16 protein-coding genes and 1 pseudogene are annotated in these 23456 nt (G+C 66.1%); 10 read left to right on the forward strand and 7 right to left on the reverse strand.

Annotated features, from left to right (window positions below):
• Window positions 1-302: 302 nt before the first annotated feature.
• On the forward strand, window positions 303-5891 hold the full coding sequence (locus P7V53_RS22615; protein ID WP_280151767.1) for a trifunctional serine/threonine-protein kinase/ATP-binding protein/sensor histidine kinase: 5589 nt from the start codon (window positions 303-305) through the stop codon (window positions 5889-5891).
• A gap of 493 nt (window positions 5892-6384) precedes the next feature.
• Here P7V53_RS22615 and P7V53_RS22620 read toward each other — a convergent pair.
• From P7V53_RS22620 to P7V53_RS22630, 3 genes and pseudogenes are all read right to left on the reverse strand, one after another.
• Window positions 6385-6660, reverse strand: a pseudogene (locus tag P7V53_RS22620) (Rid family hydrolase); the annotation flags it as partial.
• Window positions 6661-6787: 127 nt separating this feature from the next.
• Window positions 6788-6964, reverse strand: coding sequence for a hypothetical protein (locus P7V53_RS22625; RefSeq protein WP_280151768.1), 177 nt, complete (start codon window positions 6962-6964; stop codon window positions 6788-6790).
• 1031 nt (window positions 6965-7995) lie between these two features.
• The gene (locus P7V53_RS22630) at window positions 7996-9501 is read right to left on the reverse strand and encodes an ABC transporter substrate-binding protein (protein WP_280151769.1); all 1506 of its coding nucleotides are present in this window, start codon (window positions 9499-9501) and stop codon (window positions 7996-7998) included.
• Here P7V53_RS22630 and P7V53_RS22635 point away from each other — a divergent pair.
• The 7 genes from P7V53_RS22635 to P7V53_RS22665 all read left to right on the forward strand — a co-directional run bounded on the left by P7V53_RS22635 (window position 9494) and on the right by P7V53_RS22665 (window position 17014).
• A complete protein-coding gene (locus tag P7V53_RS22635; protein ID WP_280151770.1) occupies window positions 9494-10450 on the forward strand; it encodes a tripartite tricarboxylate transporter substrate-binding protein in 957 nt (318 codons plus the stop codon). The two genes, P7V53_RS22630 and P7V53_RS22635, sit on opposite strands and share 8 nt — an antisense overlap.
• A 94-nt stretch (window positions 10451-10544) precedes the next feature.
• Window positions 10545-11066, forward strand: coding sequence for a tripartite tricarboxylate transporter TctB family protein (locus tag P7V53_RS22640; protein ID WP_280151771.1), 522 nt, complete (start codon window positions 10545-10547; stop codon window positions 11064-11066).
• A gap of 21 nt (window positions 11067-11087) precedes the next feature.
• Window positions 11088-12617, forward strand: a complete 1530-nt coding sequence (locus P7V53_RS22645) for a tripartite tricarboxylate transporter permease (protein ID WP_280151772.1) — start codon at window positions 11088-11090, stop codon at window positions 12615-12617.
• A gap of 152 nt (window positions 12618-12769) precedes the next feature.
• The gene (oxc, locus tag P7V53_RS22650; RefSeq protein WP_280156582.1) at window positions 12770-14473 is read left to right on the forward strand and encodes an oxalyl-CoA decarboxylase; all 1704 of its coding nucleotides are present in this window, start codon (window positions 12770-12772) and stop codon (window positions 14471-14473) included.
• A 24-nt stretch (window positions 14474-14497) separates the two neighbouring features.
• Window positions 14498-15748, forward strand: a complete 1251-nt coding sequence (gene frc, locus P7V53_RS22655; RefSeq protein ID WP_280151773.1) for a formyl-CoA transferase — start codon at window positions 14498-14500, stop codon at window positions 15746-15748.
• Between the two features lie 23 nt (window positions 15749-15771).
• The gene (locus P7V53_RS22660; RefSeq protein WP_280151774.1) at window positions 15772-16218 is read left to right on the forward strand and encodes a PAS domain-containing protein; all 447 of its coding nucleotides are present in this window, start codon (window positions 15772-15774) and stop codon (window positions 16216-16218) included.
• Window positions 16219-16246: 28 nt separating this feature from the next.
• Window positions 16247-17014 carry a fumarylacetoacetate hydrolase family protein gene (locus tag P7V53_RS22665; protein ID WP_280151775.1) on the forward strand — a complete coding sequence of 256 codons (768 nt, stop codon included), beginning with the start codon at window positions 16247-16249 and terminating at the stop codon, window positions 17012-17014.
• A 28-nt stretch (window positions 17015-17042) separates the two neighbouring features.
• Here P7V53_RS22665 and P7V53_RS22670 read toward each other — a convergent pair whose 3' ends face one another.
• Both P7V53_RS22670 and P7V53_RS22675 read right to left on the reverse strand, forming a co-directional pair.
• Window positions 17043-17264, reverse strand: coding sequence for a hypothetical protein (locus tag P7V53_RS22670; protein ID WP_280151776.1), 222 nt, complete (start codon window positions 17262-17264; stop codon window positions 17043-17045).
• A gap of 90 nt (window positions 17265-17354) precedes the next feature.
• Window positions 17355-18164, reverse strand: a complete 810-nt coding sequence (locus P7V53_RS22675; protein ID WP_280151777.1) for an AraC family transcriptional regulator — start codon at window positions 18162-18164, stop codon at window positions 17355-17357.
• Window positions 18165-18482: 318 nt separating this feature from the next.
• On the opposite strand from P7V53_RS22675, the gene P7V53_RS22680 reads away from it, so the two are divergent.
• A complete protein-coding gene (locus tag P7V53_RS22680) occupies window positions 18483-18917 on the forward strand; it encodes a FixH family protein (RefSeq protein WP_280151778.1) in 435 nt (144 codons plus the stop codon).
• Between the two features lie 2 nt (window positions 18918-18919).
• On the forward strand, window positions 18920-20206 hold the full coding sequence (locus P7V53_RS22685; RefSeq protein ID WP_280151779.1) for a cytochrome c peroxidase: 1287 nt from the start codon (window positions 18920-18922) through the stop codon (window positions 20204-20206).
• A 34-nt stretch (window positions 20207-20240) separates the two neighbouring features.
• Here P7V53_RS22685 and P7V53_RS22690 read toward each other — a convergent pair whose 3' ends face one another.
• Complete coding sequence (locus tag P7V53_RS22690) at window positions 20241-21602, reverse strand: sigma-54 dependent transcriptional regulator (protein WP_280151780.1); 1362 nt, start codon at window positions 21600-21602, stop codon at window positions 20241-20243.
• Window positions 21599-23401, reverse strand: a complete 1803-nt coding sequence (locus P7V53_RS22695; protein WP_280151781.1) for an ATP-binding protein — start codon at window positions 23399-23401, stop codon at window positions 21599-21601. Before P7V53_RS22695 ends, P7V53_RS22690 begins: the two co-directional genes overlap by 4 nt.
• Window positions 23402-23456 lie beyond the last annotated feature (55 nt).

Raw genomic sequence — 23456 nt, forward strand, 5'->3', positions numbered from 1 at the left:
CCAGCGGCCCGGCAAGCGGCGGCAGCACGGTGAGGCTGGGCGCAGGTGCGGGCGAACGCAGAGACGCGAGACCACTGTTGGGCGAGGTCGAAGGTTGGGAGACCGGCGGGCGCGACCCGCTTGCCGTCCTGGGCGGCCGCTAGATTGGCTAACAGGGAGACGGATACGACAGTCGAGGCCGCATGCCTCACGCCGTACTACACTCTGCAAATCGAGTTCGCCCGGTGGTGATTTCCGACGGGCGTGTGACGCCCCCGGTGCGTTGAAACTCCGGTTGCTCGTGGAGGTCGGAGGATCTCGGGATGGATCTGTCAGGTTACACCCTGGACATCCTTCGTGAGGACTCCGGGTTTGCGCTGTGCCGCGGGCGCGCCGCTGCAAGTCCGAGTCTTTATCCACCCTCCGTTCTCGTCACGATCCTGACCTCGGACCATCCACGGCCCGATCGCGTCCGGATGCTGGAACGCGAGTTTGCGATGCGGACGGAGCTCGATTCGACATGGTCCATACGACCGCTCGCTCTCGCGCAATATCGAGGACATGCAGCCCTGATTCTCGAGGATCAGCAAGGCCAGCCGCTGGACCGAGTCCTGGCCACCCCGCCGGTCATCCGCCCGCTCGGTGCTTCACCCTCGGCCGGGCCGGCGATCGAACTCGGGCTGTTCCTGAGAATCGCCGTGGGCATTGCGGCCGCTCTTGGCGGGGTGCATCGCCGGGGCATCATCCACAAGGACATCAAACCAGCCAACGTCATCGTCAACACCGGGACAGGTCAAGTCTGGCTGACGGGCTTCGGGGCCGCCTCGCGACTTCCCCGCGAGCGGCAGGCGCCCGAGCCGCCTGAAACCATCGCCGGCACGCTGCCCTACATGGCTCCGGAACAGACGGGGCGCATGAACCGTTCGCACGATGGCCGCAGCGACCTGTACTCGCTCGGCGTCACGCTCTACGAGATGCTCACGGGGTCGCTGCCGTTCAATGCCGCCGATCCGATGGAGTGGGTGCACTGCCACATTGCCCGGCAGGCTATGCCGCCGAGCGAACGGATGAAGCACGTGCCGCCGATCGTGTCGACGATCATCATGAAGCTGCTCGCGAAGACCGCTGAAGAGCGCTATCAAACGGCGGCCGGTCTGGAGAATGATCTGCGGCATTGCCTGGCGCAATTCGAGGCCGAAGGACGTGTCGACGCTTTCGCGTTGGGTGAGCGCGATACGCCAGATCGGCTGCTGATCCCCGAGAAGCTGTACGGACGCGCGCGCGAGATCGAGATCCTGCTCGCCGCCTTCGACCGCATCGTCGCGGGCGGCGCCCCGGAACTGGTGCTCGTCTGCGGATATTCCGGGATCGGCAAGTCCTCCGTCGTGAACGAGCTGCACAGGGTATTGGTCCCGCCGCGCGGGCTGTTCGCCGCGGGAAAGTTCGATCAATACAAGCGCGACATCCCGTATTCAACCTTGGCACAAGCGTTCCAGGGGCTGGTCCGTCTGCTTTTGGCGAAGAGCGACGTCGAACTCCTTGTTTGGCGTGAAGCCCTCCGCGAAGCACTCGGTCCGAACGGACAACTCATCGTCGAGCTGGTACCGGAGCTAACGCTCATCGTGGGCGAGCAGCCGCCGGTGCCTCAGCTGCCTCCCCAAGACGCGCAACGGCGTTTCCAACTGGTTTTCCGGCGCTTCCTCGGCGTGTTCGCCCGGCAGGAGCATCCGCTCGCGCTGTTCCTCGACGATCTGCAATGGCTCGATGCAGCCACCCTCGACCTGCTCAAGGACCTACTGAAGCAAGCGGACATGCGGCACCTGCTGCTGATAGGCGCGTATCGGGACAATGAAGTCACGTCCGCCCATCCGCTGATGCGTACGCTCGACAAGATCAGAAACGCGGGAGCGCGCGCAAGCGAGATTGTCCTTGCTCCCCTCGTCCGCGAAGACGTGGACCTCCTGGTTGCGGATTCACTCTTCTGCAGCCTCGTGCGCGCGGCCCCGCTGTCGGAGCTTGTCCACAAGAAGACAGGCGGAAACCCGTTCTTCGTGATCCAGTTTCTTGCGGCGCTGGTGGAGGAAGGACTGCTGACATTCGATCATGGTGCGGCGTGCTGGTCGTGGGACCTGGCTCGCATTCATGCGAAGGGCTATACGGACAACGTGGTCGACCTGATGGCCAGCAAGCTGGGTCGCCTGTCCATCAATGCTCAACACGCCTTGCAACAGCTCGCGTGCCTCGGCAACAACGTTGAGTCCACCGTACTGGCGATGGTGCATGAGGACTCAAGCGAGGAGCCGGACTGCGATCTCGACGAGGCGATGCGAGCCGGGCTCATTCTATGTTCGGAGGGTGTCTACCGTTTCCTCCACGACCGCGTTCAAGAGGCCGCCTATTCCCAGATCCCGGAAGCACGGCGCGCCGAGACCCATCTGCGTATCGGAAGGTTGCTGGCGGCGCACACGCCTGTCGAAAGGCAGAAGGAGGCGATCTTCGAGATCGTCAACCAACTCAACCGGGGTGCCTCCCTGATACGGTCCCGCGACGAGAAGGAGCGGCTGGCGGAACTCAACCTGGCTGCGGGCAAGCGGGCGAAGGCTGCCACGGCCTACGTGTCGGCCCTTCGCTATCTGGTCGCCGGCGCCGAGCTTCTCTCGGAGGGCGGCTGGCAGAACCGGCCGGACCTGATGTTCGCGCTTGAACTGCATCGAGCGGAGTGCGAGTTCCTGACGGGCGACATGGCATCGGCGGAGGCACGCTTGACGATGCTCGCGTCGCGCGCCTTCAGTTCCATCGATCATGCGACGGTCGCCTGCTTGCGCATCGATCTGTACATGACGCTCGACCGGAACGACCGCGCAGTGGACGTCTGTCTGGCCTATCTGCACCTTCAGGGCACCGAGTGGACGCCTCACCCGTCAGAAGAAGAAGCGCGACGTGAATACGACCGCACGTGGTCACTGCTCGGAGGTCGCGAGATCGAAGGGCTCGTTGATTTGCCCTTGATGAGCGATCCGGCAGTTGTCGCCACTGTGGATGTTCTAACGAGGGCACTGACGCCTACGTTGTATACCGATCCAAACCTGCTTTCCCTGCTCGTTTGCCGGCTGATCCATCTCAGCTTGGAATACGGCAACACCGACGGGTCCTGCTTGGCCTATGTCTGGCTGGGCCGAATCGCCGGATCCCGCTTCGGTAACTACCAAGCGGGCTTTCGATTCGGCCGGCTTGGGCATGACCTGGTCGAGCGGTCCGGAATGGAGCGCTTCAAGGCCCGCACGTACATTTCCTTCGGCAACTTCTGCCTGCCATGGAGCAAGCACGTGCGAGCCGGTCGCGACTTGATCCGTCGCGCATTCGACGCAGCGAATGCAAATGGCGACCTCACGCATGCAGCATTCAGCTGCAACAACCTCATCACGAACCTTCTTGCGACGGGCGATCCGCTCATTGACGTGCAACGCGAGGCCGAGCGAGGCTTGGCGTTTGCCCGGGACGCCGGTTTCGGCGCCGTTATCCACATCATCACCACGCAGCTGGGTCTTGTCCGGACGCTTCGCGGCCTGACGGCAACGTTCGGCTGCTTCAACGACGAGCAGTTCGACGAGAGTCAGTTCGAACGCGGCTTGTCGAACGAACCGGATGCGTCGGGTGCGCCGATCGCTGCGTGCCGCTACTGGACACGCAAGCTGCAGGCGCGCTTCCTTGCGGGAGACTATTCGACGGCCGTTGTCGCATCGTTGAACGTGCAACGATTGCTCTGGACAGGGCCTTCCGTTCTTGAGTCTGCGGAAGCTCACTTATACGGTGCGCTGACCCATGCGGCATCCTGCGATGCCAGGTTTCCTCTTCAGTATCGGGAGCATGTCGACGCCCTGACCGCCCACTACAGGCAACTTGTCGAATGGGAAGAGCATTGTCCGGAGAATTTCCGGAACCGCGCGGCACTGGTCGGCGCGGAGATCGCTCGCATCGAAGGCCGGGAACTGGATGCCGAGCGCCTTTACGAAGAGGCCATCAGGTCGGCGCGCGAGAACGAATTCGTCCACAACGAAGCGCTCGCTAACGAGCTGGCGGCTCGCTTCCATGCCGCCCGCGGCTTCGACACCATTTCCGAGGCGTATCTGCGCAATGCCCGATACGGCTTTCTCCGCTGGGGCGCCGATGGAAAAGTGAGGCAACTCGACCAGTTGCATCCACACCTGCGGACGGTGGAGGCTGCCCCTGTTTCGACCGGCACCATCGGCGCGCTCGGCGAACAGCTCGATCTTGCGACCGTGATCACGGTGTCACAAACCGTCTCGGGCGAAATGGTGCTCGAAAAGTTGCTCGATACCGTGATGCGTACGGCGATCGAGCAAGCTGGGGCGGAACGCGCTGTCTTGATGCTCTCGACGGGAACCGGGCAGCGTATCGTCGCGGAAGCCACAACCAGCAACGACACGGTCATCGTTCGAGTGCGCGACGAGCCCATGACTGCCTCCACGGTGCCCGAGACGATTGTTCGCTATGTCTTGCATACGCATCAGAACGTGGTTCTCGACAACGCGGCAGCCCTGAATCCCTTTTCAACCGATCCGTACGTCCGTCAGCGGAACGCCCGGTCTATTCTTTGCCTGCCCCTGTCCAGCCGAGCCAGGATCGTCGGCGTGCTCTACCTGGAAAACAATCTGGCCCCTCGCGTGTTCGCGCCGGCACGTGCCACGGTGCTCAAGGTGCTTGCCGCGCAGGCTGCGATGTCGCTTGAGAATGCTCGCTTGTACCGCGACGTCGCCGAGCGCGAAGCGAAGATCCGACGCCTGGTCGACTCCAACATCATCGGGATCTTCATCTGCGAGCTCGAAGGTCGGATTCTCGAGGCGAACGACGCCTTTCTGGCGATGGTCGGATTCGACCGCGAGGATCTCGTCGCACACGAATTGCGCTGGACCGAGTTGACGCCGCCGGAATGGCGTGATCGCGACGAACGTCTGATGATCGAATTGAGAGCCAGCGGGACCTTGCAGCCATTCGAGAAGGAGTACCTTCGAAAGGACGGCAGCCGCGTGCCCGTGCTCGTAGGGGTGGCTAGCTTCGACGGAACCGGAAACCAAGCTGTGGCCTACGTCGTCGACCTGACCGAGCGCAGGCAGGCCCAGGAGGCCCTCAGCCGGGCGAGCGATGAACTCGCGCATGTGTCGAGGGTGACAGCCCTGAGCGCGCTCACCGCGTCGATCGCTCATGAGGTCAACCAGCCGCTCTCCGGAATCATGACCAACGCTTCGACGTGCCTTCGGATGCTGGATGCCACGCCCGCGAACATTGACGGCGCGCGTGAGACCGCGCGCCGCACGATTCGGGATGGCAAGCGCGCTTCGCAGGTGATCGTGCGACTGCGGGAGCTGTTCAGCAAGCGGGAGTTCACCCTCGAGTCGCTGGATCTGAACGAGGCCACACGAGAGATCATCGCTCTGTTGTTGCACGACCTCCAACGAAACCGCGTCATCCTGCAGGCGGAACTTGAAGATGACCTTCCGATGGTATTCGGCGATCGGATCCAGCTCCAACAGGTCATTCTGAATCTGGTGCGCAATGCATCGGACGCGATGGTCGATGTGCATGATCGACCGCGGCAGTTGCTGATCAAGACCGAACAAGAAGGCAGGGGGCGCGTGCGCTTGAGCGTCTGCGACGCCGGCGTGGGCCTGTCCGCTCAGAGTCTCGATTCGCTGTTCAATCCCTTCTATACGACAAAGAATGGTGGCATGGGCATCGGGTTGTTTGTCAGCCGCTCCATCATCGAGCGCCATCACGGCCGTCTCGGTGCCCAGCCGAACCAGGGCGGGCCCGGCGCGACGTTCTCGTTCTCCATTCCATCCGATGCAGCAGACGGCTACGACAAGGAGCCCGCGACGACCCCTGCTCATTGATAACCTTCAGTCAGACGGGGCTCATGGCCTCTTTTGAAACGGCTTTTCGCCGCACCTTGCTGACAATGCCAAGGCCTCATTCCGCTCCGCAGTCGGGGTGGAACAGGGTGGCCCTTCGTGGCGCCGGGCCGCCGGCGAAGAGGAGGCTTGTCGGTTCGACCGTTCGACCAGCGATTCGCTGCAGTCTTGAGCAGATGATTTGTTCTCCTCATAGGAACGGCGAAATGTTCGCCATCGCGCGCGTCACTTAGGCCTCCTTCCCCCCACCGGAGCGACATAGTGAATCTCGCTTCGTGCAGTCTCGGCGCCTCCAGATGTGCGACTTCGAGCTAGTCGGGGAAGTGCCGGCTGTACTCCCGGATCTCGCTCTTGCCAGTGACCTTCTCGGATAGATCGGCAGGCGGAACGGGAATTCGAGGACGCCATCGTCGTTCCACACTCGCGCTTTGGCTCTGACTTGATGTTGATCGTTGCTCATGAAGACTCCTCAGCCCCAGGCGCGTTCGAAATGGCCATCCGGGTCCACCATGAACACCGTCACATCGATGACGTCGCTGAAGCTGCAGCCAGCCGCGGCGAGGATGGTGTTGAGATTCTGGAACGCGAGGGGCACCTGGTCATCGAGTTACGGCTCGGGTGAGCCAACGGGCCGGCTACCAACCTGGCCGGAGACGAACAGCAGGCCGTTGGCGCGGATCGCGGGGGAGTAGCGGTGCAGCTCGTACAGGGCGTGGCGTTCGGGCGGGGTAACAACGTCGCGGGTGGTCATGAGAGGCATTCCTCAAAGCGGTTGCGGATGGAGCCACTCTAGGACCCTGCCGATGTGGTGACGGGCTCGGGCGGCGGCTCGTACGGCACCTGCTCAGTACGGCGTTCGGCCTCGGTGTAGCCCTGCATCAGGTCCGCTTGGTGCCTTCCTCCAGCACCGTGGCCTGCGTGTCCTTCATGGCGATGATCTTGCCGCGGCGCATCTGGCCGTCGCGGAAGTCGACGAACTCCACAGCCTGTCCAAGATGCAGGCTCGCACGGGCGGCAATGCCACCGCGCGGGTCAGCCAGCATGCCTTCGATCAACGACTTGAGTTGGGTACAGCTGCAGGCTGGTCGCGACCTCACGGGCTTCGATCATCCGCGGGTCGGTGGCTTGCGAGTTCACGCATTCATCCTCTGGCCTACCAGCGCGCAGAGCCCTCTCAGGCGGCCATGGCGCAGGCGGTGTGTCTTTGTTCTTTGTCGCGTCGCGCGATGTTCCACGGCAGCAGTTCGTCGATGCGGTTCCCTGCGTGGTCACCTCATCGCCCAGGTCGTCGGCGAAGCTTCGTCGAAGTCGTGAAGCGAGAGTTGGTGAAGGCGCCGTCCGACAGGCGCTCCGGCGTCACCCTTTCCCGTCGCTGCCTTTCTTCACGGCCTTTTTCGCCGGTGCCTCTGTCGGCGCTGCCTGTTTTGCGGGCGCCTTAGCCCCGGTGTTTGGGCCGGAAGGAATCTTTGCGCCGTACTTGGCTTGGGTCGTGCGGGCTCCGGGCATGGCCTATTCCGCCTTCGGCTTGGCTGCGACCTTCGTCGACGGACGCGGCAGGGCGACCGGCTGTTTCCTCGCGTTCTTTGCCCGCTTCTGTTTCTGGCGGCGGATGCCTCGGTGTTTGTCAGCGCTCATTTGCAACCTCTGGGCTGTTAGGGGCGGCGCTCACCGCGTGAGGCCTACGGCAGTTGTACCTGATTTGGTTCGACGAAAACCAGCTTCAGGGTCGGGTCTTGCCTTTGCCCCTTGTGTCGCCCCGGCTATAGCAACGAAAGGACACCCGCGAAATGGATTGAAGCTGATGAGGGGACGACAGCAAGACCTGACTCCAAGCAAGTGGTCATCTCGTTTCATGCCTCCGGGGGCAAGACAAGTGTCCGGACCGGGACGTACTGCTGTCACTCGTCGCGCGGCTCGGCCAGTGACTGCTCATGACGGTCGCCGCCACTCGAGCGCAAGCTTCGAATGTCCGAGTCCAGTCTCAAGCCGTCATCAACCCGTCGTTGAACACCCGCTCCGGCTCCCAGCCGGCCCGTCCCAGCTCCCACTCACCGAATGACCCGCTCCTCAAAACTCCCCCCACCCCCTACTGCACAAACCGATTCCCCCGCGACAGCATCGTCAATTCCACCCAGCTGCTTCCATGGTGCCGCGTCGGCGAAAACTGCAGCGAATAGCCGCCGAGATCCAGGCGGCCCAGCGAGCCCATGGCCTGGAGAATGCCTTCGCGGGTCGGCTGCGGGCCGGCCTTCTTCAGCGCGGCGACCAGCGCATGGGCCGCGATGCACGATTCGAAGGAGGTGTAGTTCAGCTTGGCGCCGTTGAGCGCGACGAGCGCTTCCGCGCATTCCTTGACCAGCGGCATCGAGACGTGGTTGGCGGAACGCGGCGACGGGATCACTTGCGCGACGATCGTGCCGCGGGCCAGCTGGCCGACCGAATCGGCCAGCTCGTCGGGGTTGACGAAGGACAGCGCCGCGATCGACAGCGGGGTGCCCTTCTCGTCGGCCGCCTTGAGCACGTCGCGCACCGCGCTGTATTGGGTGGTCGCGAGCACGTAGTGCGGTGCCATCTTCAGCAGGCTGCCGATGGACGCCGCATCGACCTGCGCGCCGCGCTTGATGGCCACGCCCGGCGGTTTTGAGGCGCCTGCCTCGACATAGACGCTGGCGACGGCCTCGTAGTTGCTGCGGCCCACCTCATCGTCGTAGTGCAGGATGACCGCCTTGTCGGCGCCGACGGCGCGCTTGGCCTCGACGATCTTCAGCGCCTCCTCGCGATAGGAGGCGCGGATCGTGAAGACGTTGGGGTGGTTGCGCAGCGCCAGCGACCCGCTGAACGGCGCGAAGAACAACACGCCGCTGCGCGCGGCGATCGGCAGCGAGTCGACGCTGTTGGTGGCGGAGTTGTAGCCGAACAGCGCGAGCGCGCCGTGCTGGCCCAGCAGCTGCTGCGTGTTCTCGAGGGCGCGCTCGCGATTGTTCGCGTTGTCCAGCGTGACCAGCTTCACGCGCCGGCCACCGAGTGCATTGGTGGCATTCACTTTCGCGAACACCGCCAGCGCACCGTCGCGCATGTCGCGGCCGATGTCGGCATTGGCACCGCTCAGGGCCACCGATTGACCGATGACGATCTCCTGCGATCGCGCGCCAGGAATCGCGATCAGGCCGAACAACAGGACTGCCAGCATCTTTCGCATCGCTCGTCTCCAACTCGAACCCGACGCGGCGCAGGTTATCCGAGCAGCGTGGAAGGCACGCGGAACTTGTTCACGACAGTTCGCGCACTCGTGTGAACGCGGCATCCATTCATGCGACGTTTTCCACTTGATTAGCTGCACGCAATGGTTCGCACGAAAAGTCGGGATTTGAAGCCCTCGCAGCGTCGCGATGCGGGCTAACCCGCATGGGGAATCTGTAGAAAGTTGACCGCGGTCAAGCAGGATTGCAAGTCGAAAGTTCGAGCATTGATTGCGCGATCTCGCCGGAGATTGACGACCAATTCCAAGCAAACCAGGAGACAGGATGATCAGGAACCTCCTTTCGTGCGTTCCCGTGCGCACCGCGGCAGCCGTATTGGCATTGATGCCCACGGTGCCGGCCCTTGCCGCATGGGAGCCGGCCAAGCCGGTGGAGTTCGTCGTGCCGGCCGGAACCGGCGGCGGCGCCGACCAGATGGCGCGCCTGATCCAGGGCATCATCGTCAAGCACAAGCTGATGAAAGAGCCGCTCGTCGTCGTCAACAAGTCGGGCGGCGCCGGCGCCGAAGGTTTCCTCTCGGTCAAGGACGCGAAGGGAGATCCGCACAAGATCATCATCACGCTGTCGAACCTGTTCACGACACCGATGGCGACGGGCGTGCCCTTCAACTGGAAGGACATGACGCCGGTCGCGATGATGGCCCTCGATCAGTTCGTGCTGTGGACCAGCGGCAGCGGACCGTACAAGAACGCCGGCGAGTACGTGGCGGCGGTGAAGTCGGCGGGACCGAACAAGTTCAAGATGGCCGGCACCGGCTCCAAGCAGGAAGACCAGATCCTCACCGTCGCGATCGAGAAGGCGACCGGCACCAAGTTCATCTATGTGCCGTTCAAGGGCGGCGGCGAAGTGGCCGTGCAGCTCGTGGGCGGTCATGTCCACTCGACCGTCAACAACCCGATCGAGGCCGTGGCGCAGTGGCGCGCCGGCACCCTGCGCGCGCAGTGCGTGTTCGACGACCAGCGCATGCCGTTCAAGGCCAAGGTGACCGACACGCAGTCGTGGAACGACATCCCGACCTGCAAGGAAGCCGGCGTGCCGGCCAGGTACACGATGCTGCGCGGCATCTTCATGCCCTCCGGCGTGACGCCCGACCAGCTCGCGTTCTACGTGGACCTGCTCTCCAAGGTTCGCGCCACGCCGGAGTGGAAGGAGTACATGGAGAAGGGTGCGTTCAATCCCACCTTCATGACCGGCGCTCCATTCACGCAGTGGCTCGAGGCCGCCGAAGCCACGCATCGCAGCCTGATGACGGAAGCCGGCTTCATCGCCGCCGGCAAGTAGGCCACCTCCTCGGCGCGGCAACGCGCGCCCGCCGCTCGAGCGGTGGGTGCCGCCGCCGCATGCCCCTCCCCACACACCACGATCGGAGCTCCTGATGGCGCACGACAAGACATCCGCGGCCGCGAGCCGCTCGGGCATTGCCACTTGCCGCGTCGACGCGGCGGTCGCGGCGGTCCTGCTGGTCATCGGCCTCGCCGTGATCGTCGAGAGCCGCAGGCTGGGCGCGGGCTGGACCAGCGACGGGCCGGGAGCCGGCTACTTCCCGTTCTTCATCGGGGTGATCATCGTCGTCTCGGGCCTCGGCATCCTGTACGACGCCTTGCTCGGCAAGAACCGGAAGACCGAGATCTTCGTCGACACCGTGCAGTTGAAGCGCGTGATGTCGGTGCTGCTGCCCGCCGCGGGGTACGTGCTGGCGATCGCCTTCGTCGGCGTCTATGTCGCGTCGACGCTCTACATCGCCCTGTTCATGGTCGTCCTGGGCAAGTACTCGTGGGCCAGGAGCGCCTTCGCGGCACTGGGCGTCGACACGCTCCTCTTCTTCATGTTCGAAGTGTGGTTCAAGGTCCCGCTGTTCAAGGGCTCGCTGGATCCGCTGCGCTTTCTCGGCTACTGAATCTCACGGAGCAGGTGCGACATGGAAGAAGTCAGCTCCCTGATGCACGGCTTCGCCGTGATCCTCACCCCGCTGAACATCGGCCTGATGTTCGTCGGCATCGTGCTGGGCGTGCTCATCGGCGTGCTGCCCGGGCTGGGCGGCGCCAACGGCGTGGCCATCCTTCTGCCGCTCACGTTCACGATGTCGCCGACCTCGGCCATCATCATGCTGTCCTGCATCTACTGGGGCGCCTTGTTCGGCGGGGCGATCACCTCGATCCTGTTCAACATCCCCGGCGAGCCCTGGTCGGTGGCCACCACCTTCGACGGCTACCCGATGGCGCAGAACGGCCGGGCCGGCGCGGCCCTGACCACCGCCTTCACGTCCTCGTTCGTGGGCGCCTTCGTGGCGGTCGTGATGATCACCTTCCTCGCGCCGCTGGTCGCGCGGTTCGCGCTCAAGTTCGGCGCGCCGGAGTTCTTCTCGGTGTACCTGCTCACCTTCTGCAGCTTCGTGGGCATGGGCAAGGGCTCTCCGTACAAGATCCTCGGGTCGATGGCGCTGGGCTTTGCGATGGCCACCGTCGGGATGGACACGGTCACCGGCCAGTTGCGCATGACCTTCGGCATGCACGAGCTGATGCGCGGCTTCGACTTCCTGATCGCGGTCATCGGCCTGTTCGGCATCGGCGAAATCCTGCTGTCGATGGAAGAAGGCCTCAGGTTCTCCGGCAAGAGCGCGAAGATCGATCCGAAAGTGGTGCTGCAGACCTGGGCGCAGCTTCCCCGCTACTGGCTCACGTCGGTGCGCAGCTCGCTGATCGGCATCTGGATGGGCATCACGCCCGGAGGCGCGACACCCGCCTCGTTCATGAGCTACGGCCTCGCGAAGAAGATGTCGCGCAGCGGCCCGAAGTTCGGCACCGGCGAAATGGAAGGCGTGGTCGCGCCCGAGACGGCAGCTCACGCGGCCGGCACCAGCGCGCTGCTGCCCATGCTGGCACTCGGCATCCCCGGCTCGCCCACCGCGGCAGTGCTGCTCGGCGGGCTGCTGATCTGGGGCCTGCAACCGGGCCCGTTGCTGTTCGTCGAGCAGAAGGATTTCGTCTGGGGCCTCATCGCGAGCATGTACCTCGGCAATGTCGTGGGGCTGATCGTCGTGCTGGGCACGGTGCCGCTGTTCGCGTCGATCCTGCGCATCCCGTTCTCGATCATCGCGCCGGTGATCATCGTCATCTGCGCGATCGGCGCCTACACGGTGCACAACGCGATGCTCGACATCTGGTTCATGCTCGGCTTCGGCGTGGTCGGCTATCTCTTCAAGAAGCTGGACTTTCCGCTCGCACCGCTGGTGCTCGCGCTGGTGCTCGGAGACAAGGCGGAGGACTCCTTCCGCCAGGCGATGCTGGTGTCGCAGGGCGACGTGATGATCATGTGGTCGAACCCGCTGGTCGCCACCATCACGACGCTGGCGCTGGTGCTGCTGTTCTGGCCGCTCATCTCGAAGGTGCTCGCCTGGGTCAAGGCCGCCAGGCCCGACGAGCTTCCCGCCGAACGACCGGTGGACTGAGAGACCACATTTCCACGACCACGACGCCGCTCGGGTCCGGGCCCTTCATCGAAAGCAAAAGGAGAGACATGTCCTCAGCCCTCGCGAACATGCCAGTGGCCAACCCCGCCGATGCACACACGCCCACCAAGCCGGATGCGGCCGTCGACGACATGCCGAAGGGCGAAACGACCGACGGCTTCCACCTCGTCATCGATGCCCTGAAGCTGAACGACATCGACACGATATTCGGCTTGCCCGGCATTCCGATCACCGATCTCACGCGCATGGCGCAGGCCGAGGGCATGCGGGTCATCTCCTTCCGCCACGAGCAGCACGCCGGCAACGCAGCCGCGGCCGCCGGGTTCCTCACCGGAAAGCCGGGCATCTGCCTGACGGTCTCGGCCCCGGGCTTCCTCAACGGACTGACGGCCCTGGCCAACGCGACGACCAACTGCTTTCCGATGATCCTGATCAGCGGCTCGAGCGAGCGCGAGATCGTCGACCTGCAGCAGGGCGACTACGAAGAGATGGACCAGCTCGCCATCGCCAAGCCGCTGTGCAAGGCCGCCTACCGCGTGCTGCACGCAGCGGACATCGGCATCGGGATCGCGCGCGCGATTCGTGCCGCCCTGTCCGGCCGGCCCGGCGGTGTGTACCTGGACCTGCCCGCGAAGCTGCTGGCGCAGACGATGGACGCGGCGGCGGGCCAGGCGTCTCTGATCAAGGTCGTCGACCCCGCACCGCGCCAGATCCCTGCGCCCGACGCGGTCCAGCGCGCGCTCGCGCTGCTCAGGGGCGCCCGGCGGCCGCTGATCCTGCTGGGCAAGGGCGCCGCCTATGCCCAGGCCGATGCCGACATTCGCGCGCTCGTCGAAAGAACCGGGATCCCCTACCTGCCGATGTCCATGGCCAAGGGCCTGCTGCCCGACAACCATCCGCAGTCGGCTTCGGCAGCGCGTTCGTACGTGCTCGCGGAGGCCGACGTCGTGATGCTGGTGGGCGCGCGGCTGAACTGGTTGCTGTCCCATGGCAAGGGAAAGACGTGGGGCGCCCCGAACACCAAGCAGTTCATCCAGATCGATATCGCGCCGACCGAGATCGACAGCAACGTGGCCATTGCCGCGCCGGTCATTGGTGACATCGGATCGTGCGTTTCGGCGCTGCTGGCCGGCATCGACGCGAACTGGTCCAGGCCGCCTGCCGAATGGACCGCCGCGGTCGCCGATCGCAAGGACAGGAACCTGTCGAAGATGGCGGCCACGCTGGCCCTGAACCCGTCGCCGATGAACTTCCACAGCGCGCTGGCGGCGATCCGCGAGGTGGTGAAGTCGCGTCCCGACGCCATCGTCGTCAACGAAGGCGCCAACACGCTGGACTTCGCGCGCAGCATCGTCGACATGTACGAGCCGCGCAAGCGCCTGGACGTCGGCACGTGGGGAATCATGGGCATCGGCATGGGCTTCGCCGTTGCCGCGGCGGTGACCACGGGCAAGCCGGTCATCGCCATCGAAGGCGACAGCGCCTTCGGCTTCAGCGGCATGGAAGTCGAGACGATCTGCCGCTACGACCTCCCGGTCTGCGTGGTCGTCTTCAACAACAACGGTGTCTATCGCGGCACCGACGTCAATCCGTCGGGCACCGCGGACGTGGCGCCGACGGTGTTCGTCAAGGGCGCCCGCTACGACAGGATGATCGAGGCCTTCGGCGGCGTCGGCGTCCACGCGACGACCCCGGCCGAGCTGCGCAAGGGCCTCGAGCAGGCCCTTGCGTCCGGCAAGCCGACGCTGATCAATGCCGTCATCGACGAGACGGCCGGCACCGAGAGCGGGCGCATCACCATGCTCAACCCGCAAGCCGCGGCCAGAAAGAATTAATCACCACCCCGAGGAGAACCGCCAATGACCAAAGCACTCGACGACATCAGGATCATCGACTTCACGCATGTCCAGGCAGGACCCGCTTGCACGCAGATGCTGGCGTGGTTCGGCGCCGACGTGATCAAGGTCGAGCGACCGGGCGCGGGCGACGTGACCCGCAGCCAGTTGCGCGACATCCCCGATGTGGATGCGCTGTACTTCACCCAGCTCAACAGCAACAAGCGATCGCTGACGCTGGACACCAAGACCCACGAGGGCAAGGAAGTGCTCGAGAAGCTGATCAAGGTGTCGGACGTGATGGTCGAGAACTTCGGCCCCGGCGCGCTCGATCGCATGGGCTTCAGCTGGAAGCGCATCCTCGAGCTCAACCCCAGGATGATCCTGGCATCGGTGAAGGGCTTCTCGGAAGGCCACCACTACGAGGACCTCAAGGTCTACGAGAACGTCGCGCAGTGCGCCGGCGGCGCGGCGTCGACGACCGGCTTCTGGGACGGCCCGCCCACCGTGAGCGCCGCGGCGCTGGGCGACAGCAACACCGGCATGCACCTGGCGATCGGCATCCTCACGGCGCTGCGCCAGCGCGACAAGACCGGACGCGGACAGAAGGTCGCCTGCTCCATGCAGGACGCGGTGCTCAACCTGTGCCGCGTGAAGCTGCGTGACCAGCTTCGGCTGGACCGACTCGGCTACCTCGAGGAGTATCCCCAGTACCCCCACGGCACGTTCACCGATGTGGTGCCGCGCGGCGGCAACGCCGGCGGCGGCGGCCAGCCCGGATGGGTGCTCAAGTGCAAGGGCTGGGAGACCGATCCCAACGCCTACATCTACTTCACGATCCAGGGCCAGGCCTGGGCGCCCATCTGCGATGCGATCGGCAAGCCCGAGTGGAAAAGCGACCCGGCCTACATGACGCCGAAGGCACGCCAGCCCCACATCACCGACATCTTCGCGACCATCGAGGACTGGCTGAAGGACAAGACCAAGTTCGAAGCCGTCGACATCCTGCGCACGTTCGACATTCCGTGCGCCCCGGTCATGTCGATGAAGGAGCTTTCGGTCGACCCGTCGCTGCGCGCCAGCGGCACCATCGTCGAGGTCGACCACAAGGCGCGCGGCAAGTACCTCACGGTCGGAAGCCCGATCAAGTTCTCGGACATGAAGGTGGAAGTCAAGGCCTCTCCGCTGCTCGGCGAACACACCGACCAGGTGCTCGCCGAGCTGGGCTACAGCATGGACAAGATCGCGACCTTCCACGTCGCCAGGATCGTCTGACAGCGAACATCACGGAGCCGGAAATGCCAGCAGCCATCGACCTCACCCAGCTCATCGACGCCCTCGGCGATGCGGTCGTCGCCACCGACGCGAGCGGCGCGATCGTCATGTGGAACCCCGCGGCCGAGCGCATGTTCGGCTACTCGCGGCAGGAGGCGATGGGTCAGTCCCTCGACCTGATCATTCCCGAGCGCCTGCGCAAGCGCCACTGGGACGGCTACCACAAGACCATGGCCACCGGCCACACCAAGTACGGCACCGATCTGCTCAAGGTGCCGGCCGCGCACAAGGACGGCCGGGCCCTGTCGATCGCGTTCACGGTGGCGATGCTGCGTTCTGCCGACGGAAAGCCCGCGGCCATCGTGTCGGTGATCCGCGATGAAACGAGTCGCTTCAACGAGGAGCGCAGCCTGCGCAAGAGGCTGGCGGAACTCGAGGCGCGCGCGGCGTCGAGCGACATCTCGGCTTGATCGATCGACCCATCATCCGGAGCAGGACATGCCGCAACGATGGATGCGCTTCAAGCACGGCGGCGAGGCCCGCTTCGGCACGCTGGACGGCGACGTCGTGCATGAACACGCGGGCGACATGTTCGCCGGGTCGGATCCGACCGGCGCTCGCTTTCGTCTGCACGACGTCGAACTGCTCACGCCCACCACGCCGAGCAAGGTCATCGCCCTGTGGAACAACTTCCACGCCCTGGCCGACAAGCTCAAGCTCGCCGCGCCGGCCGAGCCGCTCTACCTGCTGAAGGCGCCGAACTCGTACCTCGCGGCTCATCAGACCATCCGCAAGCCGCTGTGCGACGCGAAGGTGGCGTTCGAGGGCGAGCTCGGCATCGTCATCGGCAGGACCTGCACCGCCGTGGCGCAGGAACGCGCGCTCGATCACGTCTTCGGCTACACCTGCGCCAACGACGTCACGGTGCCGGACATCCTGCACCGCGATCCGTCGTTCACCCAGTGGGATCGCGCCAAGGGCTTCGACACCTTCTGCCCGATGGGCCCGGTGGTGGCCACCGGTCTCGATCCGGCCACACTCTCCGTGACCACGCTGCTCGACGGCGATGTTCGCCAGAACTACCCGATCAGCGACATGAGGTTCTCGGTGCAGCAGCTGGTCAGCATGATCTCCCGGGACATGACGCTCCATCCCGGCGACGTGATCCTGTGCGGCACCTCGGTCGGTGTCGGCTCGATGAAGCCCGGCAGCCTCGTGGAGGTCCAGATCGACGGCATCGGCAAGCTCAGCAACCGCTTCGCCTGACGGGCGTGCGGCGCGTCGGGCGGACGGCTCAGTCCCAGCTTCTCGAGGCCGCGCGCCGCATCTGCGCCGCAGTGTCCGGGCGGGTGTGCTGCAGTCCGCAGGCAAGCTCCATCAACTCCGCGGCCGCCTTGCGTTGGCTGAAGCCCTGGAGAAAGCGCCACACGACACGAGCGGCGGCGTGGAGGCGAAGCGACGAGCGTTCCAAGCCGCTTTGGAGGCGCGGCGCCAGGGTGTGGTCGGTGCTGTGCATGGCAATTCCCTCGGGTGGTCGTGATCGGCGCACGTGGGGCGCTTCCAGGCGTGGAAGCGATTGGTGCAATGCAGCAATTGTACCGAGGACCTAAGGGTTTACCCGCACCAGCATGCTCGGGGCGATGCCGAACATTCGCCGGCAGGTTCGGCTGAGGTGCGCGGAGTCCGCAAATCCTGCCTCGTGGGCCGCGGCAGTCCACGGCTGGCCCGACATGCCGCGTCCCACGGCGAGTTCCACCCGCGCCCACAGCAGGTAGGCACGGAAGGACACGCCGGTCTGCTCCATGAACAGGTGCCGGAACCGGCTCGGCGACAGGTGTGCCTGTGCGGCCGCCTGCTCGAGCGAGGTCGGCTCATTCAGCCGTGAGCGCATCCAGGCGATGGCGCGCTCGATGCGCGGATCGATGCCTGCCGCAAGCGGCCCGGCACCCGTCAGCAGCGCCAGCGACTCTCGCGCCTGCGACACCAGCGTCGCGTCCTCGGCCTGCTCCCGAAAGGCCTCGTGAAGCGGCCGCGCCATGTGCATGGCGATGTCTTCGGGCAGCGCGGTGACCGGAACGGACCCGAACCGGGCCTTCAGCGCCTGTCCCTGGACCGTTTCCGGTTCCACGAAGATCATCGCCGTGTCGTTGCCGCACCCGTCGAACTGATGCCGGTGATGCGCCATGACGACCGCGCCGGTGTAGTCGCGCCACGTCGGGCCTTCGTGGCACAGCCGGACGCTGCCGGTCAGTGCCAGGGTGATCTGGATCGCGTGATGCGAGTGCGCCTGCGCCACCCCACCCTGCCGACCGATCCAGAGGCTGCCCCCACTCCACAGCAGCACGCGCCCGACGCCGACCACCGGGCGGCCCGAAAGCGATGCCTGGGGAACCGGATCGTCCGACATTGCCGACATGCCAGTGCCTGAAGTTAGCCGTTTCGTTCAATTGCGCAAGCGCCCGGCTCTACAGAATTCGCTTCCACGGACCCGCCGGGTTCGAAGCCACTTCAAAGGAGCCTCTCATGAACCAATTTTCCAACCCCGCTTGCCAATGCACCGACTGCCCGGGCGCCGGCTGCCGATGCGGCTGTGCAGAAGCCCAAGCCCTGCAGCCGATGGCGGCCGCGGCGGCCTGCGGCTGCGGCACGGATTGCGGCTGTGACGCGGCCGAGCAAGGCTGCGTCTGCCCCCACCCCGCGGCCTGAGCGGCCGCCCGTGCATGCAGGACCCGCCATGCTGCGCCGCCACCTCATCGCTCTGCTGATTGTGCCCCTCGCCGGCTGCATGACGCCACCGACGAGCCTCGACCAATCCATGACCCGCTTCACCGCCGAGCGCCACTATGTGGTGGCCATCCGTCCGCTGACCGAGACGATTGCCATCAACCAGATGCATTCGTGGGAGGTGAAGGTCACGACGTCCGCCGGCGCACCGGTGCAGCAGGCGCGCATCGACGTGGACGGCGGCATGCCGCAGCATGGCCACGGTCTGCCGACCCAACCGAAGGTCACTCGCGAACTGGGCGACGGCCGCTACCTGCTCGAAGGCATGAAGTTCAGCATGCCGGGCTGGTGGGAACTGAAGCTGCAGGTACGCTCGACCGATGGCCAGGCGGATCGCGTCACCTTCAACAAGGTGATCGAGCTGCCCAAGGCCTCGCGGACCTGATCATGGCCACCCGCACCTGGATCGCCGCGACGCTGGCCGCCGTGCTGGTGTTCGGCGGCGCGCTGACCAGTCCCGCCCAAGGCCTGGGCCTGTTCTCCCGCGCACGAGCCGAGGGATGGACGCAGGATCAGCTGTCCATCCTGGCATCGCTGCGATTGAACCGGCTGCCGCCATCTCCGCCGGATCCGTCCAATGCGCACGAGGCCTCGCCCGCCGCGGCGGCACTCGGCCGGCGCCTGTTCTTCGATGTCCGGTTGAGCCGCAACGAATCGGTGTCGTGTGCCAGCTGCCACGATCCGGCCCGTCACTTCCAGGACGGCAGGCCGCTCGGCCAGGGCATCGCGACGGGCACTCGCCGAGCCATGCCCATCGTGGGAACCGGGCACAGCCCATGGCTGTTCTGGGACGGCCGCAAGGACAGCCTCTGGTCGCAGGCGCTCGGCCCGCTGGAAGACGCGGCCGAGCACGGCGGCAACCGCTTGCGTTACGCGCGGCTGATGCAGGAGCACTATCGCAGCGAGTACGTGGCGGTCTTCGAGCACATGCCGGACTTCAGCCGACTGCCGATGGATGCGAGCCCGCTCGGGACGCCGGCTGAACGCGCGGCCTGGTCTGCACTGGATGCGTCATCGCGCGAGGCCGTGTCCCGGGTGTTCGCCAACATGGGCAAGGCCATCGCCGCATACGAGAAGAGCCTGCAGCACGGAGAGTCCCGGCTGGACCGATACATCGGCGGGCTTCTGCAAGAGCCGGGCGGCTCCGTCGAATCGCTCGACGCGCAGGAGGTTCGGGGACTGCGACTGTTCGTCGGCAAGGCGCAATGCATCGGCTGCCACAACGGCCCGCTGCTCAGCGACCAGCACTTCCACAACACCGGAGTGCCGGCTCGTGATCCGGCCAGTCCCGACCGAGGCCGCGCCTCCGCGCTGGTCAAGGTGGCGCAGGACGAATTCAACTGCCTCGGCAGCTACAGCGACGCCAGGCCCGAGCAATGCGGCGAGCTTCGATTCATGGCGCAGGCAGACGCTCGCATGGAGGGTGCATTCAAGACGCCGGGCCTGCGCAACGTCGCGCTGCGGCCGCCCTACATGCATGCCGGGCAGTTCGCCACGCTGGAGGACGTCGTGCAGCACTACGTGAAGGCGCCCGCGGCGGCGGTCGGACTCTCGGAGCTGCACCGGCCCGGTGACCCGCCGGCCTCGCATGGGGGCGACCACCGCGGGCCCATCCAGTTGACGCCTTCAGAACAGCAGGACCTGGTGGCACTGCTCAAGGCGTTGTCCGAGTAGCGCGAGGGCGATCGAACGGCCCTGTCCGCCCGATTCAGCCCGGCCCTGCGCGGAATTCGGTGGCATCGATGTGCAACCGGCGCAGCTTGTCGTACAGCGTCTGCTTCGGCACTCCCAGCGCGTGGGCCGCCAGCGTGACGTCGCCATGCTGCCGCCGGAGCGATTCGGTGATCAGCGCACGCTCGATGTGTTCGAGCTGCTCGGGCAGCGCCGCGCTGCGCTCGTGCTGGCCCAGCTTGGCGCCGAGCTCGTCGCCGAGCAGGCCGAGCACGAAGCGATCGGCGACGTTGTGCAGCTCGCGCACATTGCCGGGCCAGGCGTGGGCCATCAGCGCCGAGAGCGTGCGGTCGTCGGCAATGGGCGCCGGCCGGTCGTAGCGGCGCGCGGCCTGCAGCGTGAAGTGCTCGAACAGCAGCGGGATGTCCTCGCGCCGCTCGCGCAGCGGCGGCAGCTCGATGAAGGCGACCCCGAGCCGGTAGTAGAGATCGGCGCGGAAGCGCTTCTGCTCGCTGAGGACCCGCAGGTCCTCCTTGCTCGCGGCGATGACGCGGCAGTCGATGCGCACCGCGTCATTGGAGCCGACGCGCTCGATCGTGCGGTCCTGCAGCGCGCGCAGCAGCTTCACCTGGACCGCCGGCGGCATGCTTTCGATCTCGTCGAGAAACAGCGTGCCGCCGTTCGCATGCTCGAACTTGCCGATGCGCCGCCGCGTCGCGCCGGTGAAGGAGCCCACCTCGTGCCCGAAGATCTCGCTGTCGACCAGCGTCTCCGGCAGCCCGCCGCAGTTGACGGGCACGAAGTTGCCGCGCCGCCGTTCGCTGTGGTCGTGCAGGCAGCGTGCCACGAGGTCCTTGCCGGTGCCGGTCTCGCCGTAGACGATGACGTCGGCCGGTGCCGCGGCCAGGGTTCGCACCAGCTCGCGCACGCGTTCCATCTGCGTCGAGCGGCCGATCAGCGCTGCCTTGATGCCTTGCCAGCCTTCGAGCTGCCGGCGCAACGAGAGCACCTCCAGCACCAGGCGGCGCTTCTCCGCCGCGCGCCGCACCACCGAGGCCAGCCGTTCGGATGAACACGGCTTCTCGATGAAGTCGTATGCGCCGTCGCGCATGGCCTGCACCGCCATCGCGATGTCGCCGTGGCCGGTGATCAGGATGACGGGCAGCTCCGGGTCCAGTCGGTGCAGCTCCTGGGCCCACGCGGTTCCGCTCGTGCCGGGCAGCTTCACGTCGCAGACGACCACGGCGGGCAGCCCGGCAGTGACCGCCGACCGCGCCGCCTCCACCGTGTCGTACCGCATGACCTCGAAGCCGGCCAGCTCGAGTGCCTGCGCGCTGCCCGCGGCCACATCGTCGTCGTCCTCGACGAACACGACCGCGATGGGGTGTCTCTCGTTCATGCTTCGCCCGCGCAAGGAAGTTCGATGGTGAACTCGGCGCCCGTCGGCGCCAGGTTGCTCGCCCGCAGGCTGCCGCCGAAGGCCTTCACGATGTGTGCGGAGATCACGAGACCGAGACCGAGCCCCTTGCCCGGTGGCTTGGAGGTCACGAAGGGCTCGAACAGCCGCGGCAGGATGTCCGGGTCGATGCACGGCCCCGAGTTGCGGACCACGATCTCGCACATCGCGCCCTGGCGGGCCGCCCGGATGTCGATGCGGCGGACCTCGGCGCCGTCCAGTGCATCGACCGCATTGCCGAGCAGATTGCCGAGCACCTGCTCCAGGCGGGCTTCGTCTCCCGCGACGGCGAGGGCCCTCGGCTCGACCTGAACCGACACGTCGATGCCGCCTTCACGCAGGCGTGCCGCCACCAGGGTCACCGCTTCCTGAACGGCCTTGTGCACGGACACGGTCCCGATGGGTTCGTTGGACTTGTGCGCGAACACCTTGAGCTGGCTGGTCAGGCGCCCGAGGCGGTGGACGAGGTGAGAGATGCGGGCGAGGTTGCCCGACGCCTCGTCCAGGCGGCCGCGGTCGATCAGCAGCGCGGCGTTGTCCGACAGCGTGTGCAGCGCGGCCAGCGGCTGGTTGAGCTCGTGCACCATGCCGGCGGACATCTGGCCGAGGACGGCGAGCTTTCCGGCGTGCACCAGCTCGTACTGCGCCGAGCGCAGCTCGGCCGTGCGTTCCTGCACCTTGCGCTCCAGCGAGTCGTGCGCCGCCTGCAGCGCTTCGCGATTGGCCAGGCGCTGCCGGATCTCGCGGCGCCGCTGGATCGCCAGCGTGACCGCCAGCAGCAGCACGGCCGCGCCCAATCCCGCACTGATGGCCACCCAGCGGGCATCGCTGCGCGCCGACGCCTCGTCATCCAGAAGGAGCAGACGCCATCGGCCGCGGTTCACCACATGCTCGCTGACGAGATAGGGCCGCGCATCGACGAGCGCCCGCGCTGCGCGCTCGGCGACGTGCTCGCGCACCTGCCAGTCCAGCGGCGCCAGGTCCGCGCTGCCGTAGCGCCGCGAACGCGAGGCCTCTTCCCGGGCATCGGCCGACACCGGGGCCAGCGGGTGGTACTTCCAGGCATCGCGAGAGGCGAGGATGACCACGCCATGCTCGTCGAGCATCAGCAGTTCGCCCGGCAGATCGCGCCACTCCTGCTCGATCGCCTGGAGGTCGACCTTGACCGTCGCAACGCCGCGCGCCTCGCCGCGCGCCGGCAGGGCATACGACAGGTAGTAGCCGGCGCGCGCGCTGGTGATGCCGACGCCGTAGAACGCGCCGCGCCCGCTCGCCAGCGCATCGCGCACGTAAGGCCGGTAGGACAGGTCCTGCCCGACCGGCGTGCCCGGCTGCTCGAAGTCGGCGGCGGCCAGCGCGGTGCCGGCACGATCGAGCACATAGAGGTTGTCGGCGCCGGCGATCGCATTGAGCGCCTTGAGATAGCGGCTGACCGATTCGCGCGAGGCGCCGTCGGCCGGCATGGCCAGCAGCCGCAGCACCTCCGGCGAGGTCTCGAGCAGCGACGGCAGGTACTCGAAGCGCGAGAGCTGGCCGTCGAGCCGCGCGGCCTCGACCTCCAGCCGCTGCTGCGCCGCGGCGCTCAGGCGCTGGAGGCCGCGCTGCATCGCGAGGGCATGGGCCGCCCATGCCACCAATGCGATCAGGACCAGCCCCAGGCAAGCGCGCCACGCCCACCGCGCGTGCCGCCGCGGCGGCCGCGCAATGGCGGCGGGTTCGCTGATGAGGGTCGTGCCGGACACGGGCACAGCATAGCCTTGCCGTGTCGGCCGGCAGCTCCCGCCTTTCCCTGCCAAG

Source organism: Piscinibacter sp. XHJ-5, assembly GCF_029855045.1.
Lineage (GTDB): Bacteria > Pseudomonadota > Gammaproteobacteria > Burkholderiales > Burkholderiaceae_C > Albitalea.

What these genes read in the sequence shown, in the direction of transcription:
- P7V53_RS22685 (WP_280151779.1), top strand. Translation starts at nt 18,920, where the DNA reads ATGGCCACCCGCACCTGGATCGCCGCGACGCTGGCCGCCGTGCTGGTG.
- P7V53_RS22665 (WP_280151775.1), top strand. Translation starts at nt 16,247, where the DNA reads ATGCCGCAACGATGGATGCGCTTCAAGCACGGCGGCGAGGCCCGCTTC.
- P7V53_RS22615 (WP_280151767.1), top strand. Translation starts at nt 303, where the DNA reads ATGGATCTGTCAGGTTACACCCTGGACATCCTTCGTGAGGACTCCGGG.
- P7V53_RS22690 (WP_280151780.1), bottom strand. Translation starts at nt 21,602, where the DNA reads ATGAACGAGAGACACCCCATCGCGGTCGTGTTCGTCGAGGACGACGAC.
- P7V53_RS22635 (WP_280151770.1), top strand. Translation starts at nt 9,494, where the DNA reads ATGCCCACGGTGCCGGCCCTTGCCGCATGGGAGCCGGCCAAGCCGGTG.
- P7V53_RS22645 (WP_280151772.1), top strand. Translation starts at nt 11,088, where the DNA reads ATGGAAGAAGTCAGCTCCCTGATGCACGGCTTCGCCGTGATCCTCACC.
- P7V53_RS22660 (WP_280151774.1), top strand. Translation starts at nt 15,772, where the DNA reads ATGCCAGCAGCCATCGACCTCACCCAGCTCATCGACGCCCTCGGCGAT.
- P7V53_RS22675 (WP_280151777.1), bottom strand. Translation starts at nt 18,164, where the DNA reads ATGTCGGCAATGTCGGACGATCCGGTTCCCCAGGCATCGCTTTCGGGC.
- frc (WP_280151773.1), top strand. Translation starts at nt 14,498, where the DNA reads ATGACCAAAGCACTCGACGACATCAGGATCATCGACTTCACGCATGTC.
- oxc (WP_280156582.1), top strand. Translation starts at nt 12,770, where the DNA reads ATGCCGAAGGGCGAAACGACCGACGGCTTCCACCTCGTCATCGATGCC.
- P7V53_RS22670 (WP_280151776.1), bottom strand. Translation starts at nt 17,264, where the DNA reads ATGCACAGCACCGACCACACCCTGGCGCCGCGCCTCCAAAGCGGCTTG.
- P7V53_RS22640 (WP_280151771.1), top strand. Translation starts at nt 10,545, where the DNA reads ATGGCGCACGACAAGACATCCGCGGCCGCGAGCCGCTCGGGCATTGCC.
- P7V53_RS22680 (WP_280151778.1), top strand. Translation starts at nt 18,483, where the DNA reads ATGCTGCGCCGCCACCTCATCGCTCTGCTGATTGTGCCCCTCGCCGGC.